Below are 13,294 nucleotides of genomic sequence, written 5' to 3' on the forward strand. Positions count from 1 at the left end.
CCTTTTTCGTATGTGGCCTGATCGGGCTATGCAGACGCCGACAATCTGAAGGTGTATGAAAAAATCTTGAATCTGGGCCTTGCGACTCATTGGTAAAGACGATATGGAACCCGGCTCTGGCCGGATTGCGTCTGCTTTCCGGACAGAAAACCTGTCCGAGACCATAGGTTAGCCCAGGCTATGAAATATCCTATGCAGACGGGGTGAGGTGAGACTGAGGCTTGGGGGCGATGTCTGCAAGTTCTTGTTTAATCCATAACCCTGGGCAGGCGCCGGATGAAGGTGCGCCTTCTGACGGCAGACACCAGGGTGTGCGGATCAACTGTACGCCTGACTTTTTGGAGAACCGTAATGGATAAAACCGGAAAGAAGGCGGCGCTCAAAGAACTCGAAACTGTTTTCGAGGAATCTGGAGCAGTCGTCGTCACACACTATTCTGGTCTTAGCGTTGCGGAGATGACCGGGCTTCGCACGAAACTTCGCGAGAAGGGTGCGACGCTCAAAGTGATCAAAAACCGTATTGCCAAAATTGCTCTTAAGGGCAAAGGCGGCGACGCGGCGGCTGATCTCTTTCAGGGGCCTGTAGCTATTGCGTTTGCTGAAGATCCATCTTCAGCGGCGAAAGTTACGTCCGAGTTTGCAAAAGACAACGAAAAGCTGAAGCTTATCGGCGCCATCATGGACGAAGAAGTGATGGACGAGACTGGCATCAAGATGCTCGCATCTATGCCATCACGCGAAGAGCTTATTGCTACTGTTGTTGCTCGCCTTCTCGGCCAGGCTACCGAAATCGTATCGCGTGTTAACGCACCGGGTCAGCAGCTTGCTGGCGCGATTGATGCGATCCGGGAGCAAGCTAGCTCTTAAGGTCTGAACACAACGTAAGATCCAGAAATCTAACCTCACTTAGAGAAAGACAAACTAAAATGGCTGATATTGCTAAACTCGGTGATGAGCTTCTCGCACTCACCATTCTCGAAGCTAAAGAGCTCAACGACTACCTCGAAGAGCGTGGCATCAAAGCTGCTGCAGCTGTAGCTGTAGCTGGTCCTGCTGCGGGCGCTGACGCTGCTCCAGCTGAAGAAAAAACTGAGTTCGACGTAATCCTCGTCGACGGCGGTGCTAAGAAAATCAACGTGATTAAAGTAGTCCGCGAAGTTGTTTCTGGTCTCGGCCTGAAAGAAGCTAAAGAGCTCGTTGAAGGTGCTCCTAAGCCGATCAAAGAAGGCGCTACGAAAGAAGAAGCTGAAGAGATCAAGAAAAAGTTCGAAGAAGCTGGCGCGAAAGTGGAAATCAAGTAACGCTGCTGCTTTCGAGCAACCAAATTGTGGACGTGTTCTGCGCGGAGCGTCCATTGTAAAGTATCACGCGGCGGATCCTCTTTGGGTCCGCCGCGACCGCGCTTCTAGCGAACGCCGCCTGGTTCCCTTATTTGGGGAGCGGGGGCCCTGGATCAGGAACGAAGATGGCTCTGTCCCTTACGGAAAAAAAGCGAATTCGCAAATCCTTCGGTCGGCTTCCTGCCGTTGTCGACATGCCGAACCTCATTGAGGTTCAACGTGCATCATATGAAAACTTCCTTCAGATGGGCGTTGAGCAGCGATCCCCGGATGAGGGGCTTGGTGCGGTCTTTAAATCGGTCTTCCCGATCAAAGACTTCGCTGAACGTTCGGTTCTGGAATACGTATCTTTCGAGTTCGAGCCGCCAAAGTTCGACGTTGAGGAATGCCAGCAGCGCGACCTGACTTACGCAGCGCCGCTCAAGGTAAAGCTCCGTCTCATCGTTTTTGATATCGATGAAGAAACGCAGGCCAAATCTGTTCGCGACATTAAAGAACAAGACGTCTATCTCGGCGATATCCCGCTGATGACAGAAAAAGGTACGTTCATTGTGAACGGCACAGAGCGCGTAATCGTGTCTCAGATGCACCGTTCCCCGGGCGTGTTCTTCGACCACGACAAAGGTAAGACGCACTCTTCAGGCAAGCTCCTGTTCGCTGCGCGTATCATTCCATACCGTGGTTCATGGCTCGACTTCGAGTTCGACGCTAAAGACATTCTGAACGTTCGTATCGACCGTAAGCGTAAGCTTCCGGCGACTACGCTTCTCTACGCACTCGGCCTCGACTCCGAAGAAGTGCTCGAGACGTTCTACACCAACTCCATCTACCGCATTAACAAGAATGGCTGGACGACTGCGTTCAAGCCTGAAGCTTGGCGCGGTACGAAGCCTGATCATGACCTCGTCAACGCTGAGACGGGTGAAGTTGAAGCGCCGGCGGGCAAGAAGCTTTCTGCTGTCAAAGCACGCAAGCTCTCTGAAGGCGGCCTCAATGACATTCTGATCCCGAGCGTCGCGCTTGAGGGCAAGTTCGTGGCTTACGACGTAGTGAACCCTGAAACAGGTGAAATCTACATCGAAGCAGGCGACGAGCTGACAGAAGAAAACATCGCTGAACTGCGTGACGCTGGCGTTGAAGAGCTGTCTATTCTGGACATCGACAACGGTTCTCGTGGTTCATGGCTGCGCAACACGCTTGCTGCAGACAAAAACGAAACACGCTTCGAGGCTCTGTCTGACATTTACCGCGTTATGCGTCCTGGTGAGCCACCAACGCAGGAAGCGGCTGACGGTCTCTTCCAGCAGCTCTTCTTCGACGCTGAGCGTTATGACCTGTCTGCCGTTGGCCGCGTTAAGATGAACATGCGTCTGGACCTGGATTGTTCAGACGAAATCCGCATCCTCCGCAAGGAAGACATCGTTGCCGTTATGACGACGATCCTCGACCTGAAAGACGGTAAGGGCGAAGTCGACGATATCGATAACCTCGGTAACCGTCGTGTCCGTTCCGTTGGCGAGCTGATGGAAAACCAGTACCGCGTTGGTCTCGTTCGTATGGAACGTGCGATCAAGGAGCGTATGTCTTCTGTTGATGTCGATACGGTCATGCCGCACGACCTCATCAACGCGAAACCGGTTGTTGCTGCGATCCGCGAATTCTTCGGCTCTTCCCAGCTGTCACAGTTCATGGACCAGACAAACCCGCTGTCCGAGATCACGCACAAGCGTCGTCTCTCTGCGCTCGGCCCTGGTGGTCTGACGCGTGAGCGTGCGGGCTTCGAAGTTCGCGACGTTCACCCGACACACTATGGTCGGATGTGCCCGATTGAGACGCCAGAGGGACCGAACATCGGTCTGATCAACTCTCTCGCGACGCATGCCCGCATCAACAAGTACGGCTTCATTGAAAGCCCGTATCGCAAAGTTGAAAACGGCAAGCTGACCGACGAAGTGCGTTACCTCTCCGCTATGGAAGAGCAGCGCTACTCCATCGCTCAGGCGAATGCGACAGTAGATTCCGACGGCATGCTCGTGAACGAGTTTGTGAACGCGCGTGTTGGTTCTGCACGTGACGCGATGCTTGTTCCGCGTGAAGAAGTCGACTTCATCGACGTTTCTCCGAAGCAGGTTGTGTCTGTTGCTGCATCTCTGATCCCGTTCCTTGAGAACGATGACGCGAACCGCGCGCTCATGGGATCAAACATGCAACGTCAGGCCGTTCCGCTTGTTAAAACAGAAGCTCCGCTCGTTGGTACGGGTATGGAATCTGTTGTAGCGCGTGACTCACGTGCTGCGCTCGTGGCGAAACGTTCTGGTGTGATCGAGCAGGTTGATGCGGAACGTATCGTTGTTCGCGCAACGGACGATTTCGAAAAGTACCGCTCAGGCGTCGACATTTACCGTCTCGTGAAATTCCGCCGTTCTAACCAGAACTCATGCATCAACCAGCGCCCGATTGTTAAAGTGGGTGACGTTGTTGCTAAAGGCGACATCATTGCTGACGGTCCGTCTACAGACCTCGGTGAGCTGGCTCTCGGCCGTAACGTCCGCGTGGCGTTCATGCCTTGGAATGGCTACAACTATGAGGACTCCATCCTCATCTCTGAGCGTATTGTTCGTGACGACGTCTTTACTTCGATCCACATCGAGGAATTCGAAATCGCAGCGCGCGATACGAAGCTCGGTCCGGAAGAAATCACACGTGACATCCCGAACGTCGGTGAGGAAGCCCTCCGCAACCTCGATGAGTCCGGTATCGTTGCTGTTGGTGCCGAAGTTAAAGCTGGCGACATTCTTGTTGGTAAGGTGACACCGAAGGGCGAAAGCCCGATGACACCGGAAGAAAAGCTTCTGCGTGCTATCTTCGGTGAGAAAGCTTCTGACGTTCGTGATACGTCTCTGCGTGTGCCTCCGGGCGATGCGGGTACTGTTGTTGAAGTTCGTATCTTCAACCGTCACGGTGTCGACAAAGACCAGCGTGCGATCCAGATCGAACGCGAGCAAATCGAGAAACTCGAAGAAGACCGTCAGGACGAACAGAACATTCTGGAACGCAACGCGTTCGGTCGTCTGGCTGACCTTCTGCTTGGTAAGTCTGCGATTGCGGGCCCGAAAGGCTTCAAGAAGGGTGATGTGTCACTCGAAAATCTTGAGAGCGTTCCGAAGTCCCAGTGGTGGCAGATTCAGCTCGAAGACGAAGCTGTACAAGCTGAAGTCGACGAGCTCAAAGCATCTTTCGAAGACTCCACTCGTGAACTTGAAGCTCGCTTCAATGACAAGGTTGAGAAAATCCAGCGCGGTGATGATCTGCCTCCTGGCGTGATGAAGGTCGTTAAAGTCTTCCTCGCTGTTAAGCGTAAGCTTCAGCCGGGTGACAAAATGGCTGGTCGTCACGGCAACAAAGGTGTGATTTCCAAGATCAATCCGCTGGAAGACATGCCGTTCACAGAAGATGGCGTTCCGGTCGATATCGTCCTCAACCCTCTGGGCGTTCCGTCCCGTATGAACGTGGGTCAGATTCTTGAGACGCACCTTGGTTGGGCGTGTGCAGGCCTAGGCCGCATGATCGAGAATAGCCTTGAAGTTTATCGACGCAATCATGACGTAGCGAAGCTGCGTGATTCCATCGAGAAAGCTTATGGCGGCGGTGTTGAAGTGCCGGAAAACGACGCTGAGGTTATCGAGCTTGCTCAGAACCTTTGTAACGGTGTTCCAATCGCGACACCTGTCTTCGACGGTGCTCACCAGGACGATATCTCCGAGATGCTGGTTCGCGCCGGCCTCGACAGTTCTGGTCAGGTGACACTGTATGATGGTCGTACAGGCGAGCCGTTCGCCCGCAAGGTTACGGTTGGCTACAAGCACCTTCTCAAACTCCATCACCTCGTGGATGAGAAGATTCACGCTCGTTCGACTGGTCCATACTCACTCGTCACGCAGCAGCCACTGGGCGGTAAAGCTCAGTTCGGTGGTCAGCGCTTCGGTGAGATGGAGGTCTGGGCCCTTGAAGCGTACGGTGCTGCCTACACGCTGCAGGAGATGCTCACCGTCAAATCGGATGACACGGCTGGTCGTGCTAAGGTGTACGAATCAATCGTCCGAGGCGAGGACAACTTTGAAGCCGGTATTCCGGAAAGCTTCAACGTTCTCGTCAAAGAGATGCGTTCACTTGGCCTTAACATCGAGATGATCGATGGTGAAGTCGACGACGAAGAGTAGTGGGTAACCGCGTTTTTCAGCCTGTTTGATTTTTTAGAGAGACTGTTTCCCCAGATCCAGTCTCTCAACTACCGCTAGGGAGCGGCCTATATGAGCCAGGAAGTTACTAACCTGTACAACCCGAACGCACCGGCCCCGTCTTTCGAGGCCCTGCGTATCTCTATCGCGAGCCCGGAGAAGATCCGTTCATGGTCACATGGCGAGATCAAAAAACCGGAAACAATCAACTACCGTACGTTCAAGCCGGAAAAAGACGGTTTGTTCTGTGCACGTATCTTTGGTCCTCAGAAGGACTATGAGTGTACTTGCGGTAAGTATAAGCGCATCAAATATCGCGGCATTACCTGCGAGAAGTGCGGCGTTGAAGTTACACTTGCGCGCGTTCGTCGCGAGCGCATGGGACACATTGAGCTTGCAGCTCCGGTTGCGCACATCTGGTTCCTGAAATCACTTCCGTCCCGTATCGCGCTTCTGCTCGACATGACGCTGAAAGACGTAGAGCGCGTGCTCTACTTCGAAAGCTATGTCGTTATCGAGCCGTCTCTGACGCCGTTCGAACCAAAGCAGCTCCTCTCTGAAGAAGAGTATATGGATGCTTGCGACGAGTTCGGTGAAGACGCGTTCACAGCGAACATTGGTGCTGAGGCGGTCTTTGAACTGCTCAAAGATATCGATCTTGAAGCGACTGCGGACATGCTCCGTGATGACCTGAAAGAAGCGACTGGTGAGCTGAAGCCTAAGAAAATTGCGAAGCGCCTGAAAGTTATTGAAGCTTTCATGCACTCCGGTTGCCGTCCTGAGTGGATGATCATGACTGTCGTTCCGGTTATCCCTCCGGATCTGCGTCCACTGGTTCCGCTCGACGGCGGTCGTTTTGCGACTTCCGACCTTAACGACCTCTACCGTCGTGTGATCAACCGTAACAACCGTCTGAAGCGCCTTATGGAGCTTCGTGCACCGGACATCATCATCCGTAACGAGAAGCGTATGCTTCAGGAATCGGTTGACGCTCTGTTCGATAACGGTCGCCGCGGTCGCGTGATCACGGGTACGAACAAGCGTCCTCTGAAATCCCTTTCAGACATGCTGAAAGGTAAGCAGGGCCGTTTCCGTCAGAACCTTCTCGGTAAGCGCGTCGACTATTCCGGTCGTTCCGTAATCGTGACAGGTCCAACGCTGAAACTGCACCAGTGTGGTCTGCCTAAGAAGATGGCGCTCGAGCTGTTCAAGCCGTTCATCTATGCGCGTCTCGACGCGAAAGGTCTGGCTGGCACAGTTAAAGCTGCGAAGAAGCTGGTTGAGAAAGAAAAGCCGGAAGTCTGGGATATCCTCGAAGAGGTTATCCGCGAGCACCCGATCCTTCTGAACCGTGCTCCAACGCTTCACCGTCTGGGTATCCAGGCATTCGAACCACGTCTCATCGAAGGTAAAGCGATCCAGCTTCACCCGCTCGTCTGTACAGCGTTCAACGCTGACTTCGACGGTGACCAGATGGCTGTTCACGTTCCGCTGTCGCTTGAAGCTCAGCTTGAATCCCGCGTTCTGATGATGTCTACGAACAACATTCTGTCGCCTGCAAACGGTCGACCGATTATCGTTCCATCTCAGGATATGGTTCTTGGTCTCTATTACCTGACACAGGAAAAAGAGGGCGAACCGGGCGAGGGCATGTGCTTCTCCGATATGGGTGAGATCGAGCACGCGCTTCACAGCAAGTCTGTTACGCTGCACGCGAAAGTAAAATGTTCGTTTGAAGTCGTAGACGAGAACGGCGAAGTTTCGCGCAAAGTGTTCGATACAACTCCGGGCCGCTTCATGGTCGCAAGCTGTCTTCCAAAGCAGCCGGATATGACGCCAGACGTCGTAAACGAGCTGATGGTGAAGAAAGCGATCGGTCGTATGATCGACCACGTCTACCGTAACTGCGGTCAGAAGGCGACGGTCATCTTCTGTGACCAGATCATGAGCCTCGGTTTCCGTGAAGCTGCTAAAGCCGGCATTTCCTTCGGTAAGGACGACATGGTCATCCCTGAAGCGAAGCAAAAGCTGGTTGAAGCGACCCGTACGCAGGCTGCTGAATACGAGCGTCAATATGCTGACGGTCTGATCACACGCGGCGAGAAGTACAACAAAGTCGTCGACGCATGGTCGACCTGTACGGACAAAGTGGCTGACGCCATGATGGAAGCTGCAGGCGAGCAGAAAACAGATCCGGAAACAGGTCGCGTACTTGAATCCAACTCGGTCTTCATGATGGCGCACTCCGGTGCCCGTGGTTCCAAGAACCAGATGAAACAGCTGGCTGGTATGCGTGGTCTGATGGCGAAGCCGTCGGGTGAGATTATCGAGACGCCGATTGTCTCGAACTTCAAGGAAGGTCTGACCGTCCTTGAGTACTTTAACTCTACCCACGGCGCGCGTAAGGGTCTTGCGGACACCGCTCTGAAAACGGCTAACTCCGGTTACCTCACACGTCGTCTCGTTGACGTTGCTCAGGACAGCATCATCACTGAAGATGATTGCGGCACTGACAAAGGCATCACGCTGCGCGCGGTTATGGACGGTGCTGAAGTTATCGTTCCGCTCGAAGATCGTATTCTGGGTCGTACGACTGCAGAAGACGTGATGGAGCCGGGTACTGGCGAGCTGATCGTTCCTGCGAACACATATCTGGACGAGGCGCTTTCCAAGCGTATCGATTCAGCTGGCGTGGACAAAGTCTTCGTTCGCTCTGTTCTCACATGTGAGACGCGCAATGGCTGCTGTGCAAGCTGCTATGGCCGTGACCTTGCGCGTGGTGAGCGCGTGAACCAGGGCGAAGCTGTCGGTGTTATCGCGGCTCAGTCTATCGGTGAGCCGGGTACACAGCTGACAATGCGTACGTTCCACATTGGTGGTGCGGCTCAGGTCTCTGACCAGTCAGGTGTTGAAGCAGCTTATGACGGCAAGATTGTCTTCCGCGAAGCGGCGACAGCTGTACGTCACGATGGCCGCCTGATCGTTATCGGTCGTCACATGGAAGTCGACACAGTCGATGAAGATGGCCGCGTACGTCAGACATTCAAAGCCACTTACGGTACACAGCTCTTCGTGAAAGAAGGCGATAAGGTTACTCGCGGCGACAAACTCGCTGACTGGGACCCGTTTGCTCAGCCGGTTATCACCGAAGTTGCTGGTGAAGTGAAACTCGAGGATGTCATCGACAACCTCACAGCTCGTGAAGAAGTTGACGAAGCGACAGGCATTACGTCCCGCAGCATTGTTGATTTCCGTACGACTGCGAAAAACGCTGACCTGCGTCCGTCTGTTGTCATCGTAAACGAAGCTGGCGAGCCAGTTCAGCTTCCAAACGGCATGCCGGCTCGTTACCAGCTCTCTGCTGGCGCGATCCTGAATGTCGGCGAGGGTGACAAAGTCGGCCCGGGTGAAACACTTGCTCGTGTCATGACGGGTGGCGCGAAGACGAAAGACATCACCGGTGGTCTGCCGCGTGTTGCTGAACTCTTCGAAGCACGTCGTCCGAAAGACCACGCGATCATCGCTGAAATCGATGGCCGTGTAGAGTTTGGCCGTGACTACAAGAACAAGCGCCGTATCCGTATCGTTCCTGAAGAGGAGGGTATGGAGCCATCAGAATACCTGATCCCGAAAGGCAAACACCTTTCAATTCAGGAAGGCGATATGATCCGTCGTGGTGACTACCTCATGGACGGCAACCCTGCGCCACAAGACATTCTGACGGTTCTCGGTGTCGAAGCTCTGGCGGACTATCTGGTCGATGAGATCCAGAAAGTTTACCGTCTGCAGGGCGTTCCGATCAACGACAAGCACATCGAAGTCATCGTACGTCAGATGCTGCAGAAAATTGAAATCTCGGACGGTGGTGAGACATCTCTCCTCAAAGGTGAGACAGTTGAACTGCTCGACTTCGAAGATGCCAATGCTGCAGCTCGCAAGGCTGGTCGCAAGGAAGCTACTGGTTCACCGGTTCTGCTGGGTATTACGAAAGCGTCTCTGCAGACACGTTCGTTCATCTCTGCGGCATCGTTCCAGGAGACTACACGCGTCCTCACAGAAGCGTCTATCCAGGGCAAGGTCGACACGCTCGAAGGCCTCAAGGAGAACGTTATTGTGGGTCGCCTGATCCCGGCTGGTACAGGTGGTCAGCTGCGTCGCTACCGCCGCCTCGCAGGCGATCGCGATGTGAAGCTGAAAGCACAGCGCGAAGAAGCTGCTGCGGCGCTTGCAACACCAGCGCTTCCATCTCCGGAAGCTGCAGAATAATACAGAATCAGGCGGCTCTTCGGGGCCGCCTGTATTCCGCCACAGGTTCGGCGCACAGCGCTTTGAACTGAACTGGCCCGAAGAATAAGGAATTCGGTACTCCCGGGGAGGAATCCGAACTCCGAAACCGCACAGAAGGGTTGACCTTCTCGGGTACAAAGACTATTAGCGCCGCTCGATGTGTAGGTTCGCTCAGGCTATAAACCGAGTGACCTCCCGCAAGGGTTAGGGGCCCAAGCCTCCCCAAGTCGTAGTTTTCCGAGGTGATCCGTATGGTATCTCCTCGGTTTTAGTTATGGAATTTGGGTGTTTTGGACCCAGACAAAGGATAGAAGAACAGGTCTATGCCGACGATTAACCAGTTGATCCGCAATCCACGGGCGCCTCGCCCGAAACGTAACAAAGTTCCGGCGCTGAAGGCGTGTCCGCAGCGCCGTGGCGTGTGTACCCGTGTGTACACAACAACGCCGAAGAAGCCGAACTCGGCGCTTCGTAAGGTTGCGAAGGTCCGTATGACGTCTGGCTACGAATCGATCTGTTACATTCCTGGTGAAGGCCACAACCTTCAGGAGCACTCTGTGGTTCTGATTCGTGGCGGTCGTGTACGCGACCTTCCGGGTGTCCGCTACCACGTGCTGCGCGGCGTTCTCGATACACAGGGCGTTAAAGACCGTAAGCAGCGTCGTTCGCATTATGGCGTGAAACGCCCGAAATAGGATTATACAGATATGTCTCGTCGTCACCGCGCTGAAAAACGTGAAGTTCTACCGGATCCAAAATTCGGAGATCTCGTACTGTCTAAATTCATGAACCAGATCATGATCGACGGTAAAAAATCCACAGCTGAACGTATCGTATACGGTGCGCTCGATATCGTTGAAGAGCGCGTCAAGCGCGATCCGATCGAGCTGTTCCACGATGCACTCGACAACGTTTCTCCGTCAGTAGAAGTACGTTCGCGCCGTGTCGGTGGTGCGACGTATCAGGTTCCTGTTGAAGTACGTGTTGAGCGCCGTCAGGCTCTTGCTATCCGCTGGATGGTTGCTGCTGCGCGTGCTCGTAACGAAAACACTATGCGCGAGCGTCTCGCTGGTGAGTTTCTTGACGCGGCGAATGGTCGTGGCAATGCGGTGAAAAAGCGTGAAGACACGCACCGTATGGCTGAAGCCAACCGCGCATTCTCACACTACCGCTGGTAACTCTCTATCTAACTTCGTAATTCGAGGCTCATTTCCATGGCACGCGATTATCCGCTCGAACGTTATCGCAACTTCGGCATCATGGCGCACATCGACGCTGGTAAAACTACCACAACCGAGCGCATCCTTTATTACACCGGTAAATCTCACAAAATTGGTGAGGTTCACGACGGTGCTGCGACCATGGACTGGATGGAGCAGGAACAGGAACGCGGTATTACCATCACGTCTGCTGCGACGACCACTTTCTGGGAACGCACAGAAGACGGTAAAACACCTGAAACTGAAAAATTTCGTTTCAACATCATCGACACCCCAGGACACGTTGACTTCACAATTGAAGTTGAGCGCTCTCTGGCTGTTCTCGACGGCGCGGTTTGCGTCCTCGACGCGAACGCTGGTGTAGAGCCGCAGACTGAGACTGTCTGGCGTCAGGCTGACCGCTATAAAGTTCCGCGTATCGTTTACGTGAACAAAATGGACAAGCTTGGTGCTGACTTCTTCAACTGCGTGAAGATGATCAAAGAGCGCACAGGCGCTCAGCCAATGCCTATTCAGATGCCAATCGGCGCTGAAACCGAACTCGAAGGCATGATCGACCTGCTCACAATGCAGGAGTGGGTCTGGCAGGGTGAAGATCTTGGCGCGAGCTGGATCAAAAAAGACATCCGTGACGAGCTTAAAGACAAAGCTGAAGAGCTGCGTAGCGAAATGATCGAGCTTGCTGTCGAGCAGGACGAAGCAGCTATGGAAGCTTACCTCGAAGGCGAAGAGCCATCCATCGAGACGCTTCGCAAGCTTATCCGTAAGGGTACGCTGGCTATGGACTTCGTTCCGGTTCTTTGCGGTTCGGCGTTCAAGAACAAAGGCGTTCAGCCTATGCTCAACGGCGTGATTGACTATCTTCCAAGCCCGCTGGACGTTCCAGCTTACAAAGGCTTCAAGCCAGGCGACGAAGACGAGATTCGTAACATTGAGCGTTCTGCTGATGACGGCCAGCCGTTTGCCGGCCTCGCGTTCAAAATTATGAACGACCCGTTCGTTGGTTCTCTGACATTCGTTCGTATTTATTCCGGTACGCTCTCTAAAGGCGGTTCAATCATGAACTCCACGAAGGGCAAGCAGGAACGCGTCGGTCGAATGATGATGATGCACTCCAACAACCGTGAAGAGATCGAAGAAGCATTTGCTGGCGACATTATCGCTCTGGCAGGCCTCAAAGACACGACAACAGGCGATACACTCTGTGATAAGTCTGGTCCGGTTGTTCTCGAGACGATGAACTTCCCTGATCCGGTTATCGAGATCGCGGTTGAGCCTAAGTCTAAAGCCGACCAGGAGAAAATGTCCGTTGGTCTGCAGCGTCTTGCGGCTGAGGATCCATCTTTCCGTGTCGAAACAGACATTGAGTCTGGTCAGACAATCATGAAAGGCATGGGCGAACTTCACCTTGACGTTCTTGTTGACCGTCTCAAGCGTGAATTCAAAGTTGAAGCGAACATCGGTGCACCGAAAGTTGCTTACCGTGAGGCTATCAGCCAGGCTGCAGAAATTGACTACACCCACAAGAAACAGTCTGGTGGTACAGGTCAGTTCGGTCGCGTTAAGATCATGTTCGAGCCGGGTGAAGCAGGTTCTGGCTTCGTCTTCGAATCCAAAGTCGTCGGTGGTAACGTTCCTAAAGAATACATCCCGGGCGTTCAAAAAGGTATCGAAAGCGCTATGTCCAGCGGTCTTCTTGCTGGTTACCCGATGAGCGACCTCAAAGCGACGCTTCTCGACGGTGCATACCACGATGTCGACTCCAGCGTTCTTGCGTTCGAGATTGCCAGCCGTGCAGCTTTCCGTGAGCTGAAGTCTCAGGGTGCACCACGCATCATGGAACCAGTGATGAAGGTTGAAGTATCTACGCCTGAAGAATACATGGGCGACATCATCGGTGACCTGAACTCCCGTCGCGGTCAGATTCAGGGTTCCGAACCACGTGGTAACATCACAGCGATCAACGCATTTGTCCCACTGGCGAACATGTTTGGTTACGTAGGTAACCTGCGTGGCATGTCTCAGGGCCGTGCGCAGTTCGTAATGATCTTCGATCACTATGAAGAAGTTCCTCGCGCTGAGAGCGAGAAAATTATTTCTCAGCTTGCCGGTTAATCCAGGCAACAGCCAGACACACAGTTCAGGAGTAGGAAAACATGTCTAAGGCAAAGTTTGAGCGCAATAAGCCTCACGTAAACATTGGCACGAT

General features: G+C 53.6%; 7 protein-coding genes. All 7 read left to right on the forward strand.

The annotated features are described in order from the left end of the window. Positions 1 to 351: 351 nt before the first annotated feature. The 7 genes from rplJ to fusA all read left to right on the forward strand — a co-directional run bounded on the left by rplJ (position 352) and on the right by fusA (position 13,200). Positions 352 to 867 (forward strand): 50S ribosomal protein L10, encoded by a 516-nt coding sequence (rplJ, locus tag P1U45_RS11985; RefSeq protein ID WP_022695271.1) that lies wholly within the window; start codon positions 352 to 354, stop codon positions 865 to 867. Positions 868 to 926: 59 nt separating this feature from the next. Continuing rightward, a complete protein-coding gene (rplL, locus tag P1U45_RS11990) occupies positions 927 to 1,301 on the forward strand; it encodes a 50S ribosomal protein L7/L12 (protein WP_022695272.1) in 375 nt (124 codons plus the stop codon). Between the two features lie 164 nt (positions 1,302 to 1,465). Continuing rightward, entirely contained in the window at positions 1,466 to 5,560 is a 4,095-nt protein-coding gene (rpoB, locus tag P1U45_RS11995) for a DNA-directed RNA polymerase subunit beta (protein ID WP_301059273.1), read from the forward strand. Between the two features lie 90 nt (positions 5,561 to 5,650). After that, on the forward strand, positions 5,651 to 9,844 hold the full coding sequence (gene rpoC, locus P1U45_RS12000) for a DNA-directed RNA polymerase subunit beta' (RefSeq protein ID WP_301059274.1): 4,194 nt from the start codon (positions 5,651 to 5,653) through the stop codon (positions 9,842 to 9,844). Between the two features lie 344 nt (positions 9,845 to 10,188). Continuing rightward, positions 10,189 to 10,560 (forward strand): 30S ribosomal protein S12, encoded by a 372-nt coding sequence (gene rpsL / locus P1U45_RS12005; RefSeq protein WP_022695275.1) that lies wholly within the window; start codon positions 10,189 to 10,191, stop codon positions 10,558 to 10,560. Between the two features lie 12 nt (positions 10,561 to 10,572). Continuing rightward, positions 10,573 to 11,043, forward strand: a complete 471-nt coding sequence (rpsG, locus tag P1U45_RS12010) for a 30S ribosomal protein S7 (RefSeq protein ID WP_301059275.1) — start codon at positions 10,573 to 10,575, stop codon at positions 11,041 to 11,043. Positions 11,044 to 11,079: 36 nt separating this feature from the next. Beyond that, entirely contained in the window at positions 11,080 to 13,200 is a 2,121-nt protein-coding gene (gene fusA, locus P1U45_RS12015) for an elongation factor G (protein WP_301059276.1), read from the forward strand. Positions 13,201 to 13,294 lie beyond the last annotated feature (94 nt).

It is taken from the genome of Ponticaulis sp., from assembly GCF_029210165.1.
GTDB lineage: Bacteria > Pseudomonadota > Alphaproteobacteria > Caulobacterales > Hyphomonadaceae > Ponticaulis.

Bases quoted from the DNA above. Each gene is read 5' to 3' on its own strand.
- rplJ (WP_022695271.1), top strand. From the start codon at position 352: ATGGATAAAACCGGAAAGAAGGCGGCGCTCAAAGAACTCGAAACTGTT.
- rplL (WP_022695272.1), top strand. From the start codon at position 927: ATGGCTGATATTGCTAAACTCGGTGATGAGCTTCTCGCACTCACCATT.
- rpoB (WP_301059273.1), top strand. From the start codon at position 1,466: ATGGCTCTGTCCCTTACGGAAAAAAAGCGAATTCGCAAATCCTTCGGT.
- rpoC (WP_301059274.1), top strand. From the start codon at position 5,651: ATGAGCCAGGAAGTTACTAACCTGTACAACCCGAACGCACCGGCCCCG.
- rpsL (WP_022695275.1), top strand. From the start codon at position 10,189: ATGCCGACGATTAACCAGTTGATCCGCAATCCACGGGCGCCTCGCCCG.
- rpsG (WP_301059275.1), top strand. From the start codon at position 10,573: ATGTCTCGTCGTCACCGCGCTGAAAAACGTGAAGTTCTACCGGATCCA.
- fusA (WP_301059276.1), top strand. From the start codon at position 11,080: ATGGCACGCGATTATCCGCTCGAACGTTATCGCAACTTCGGCATCATG.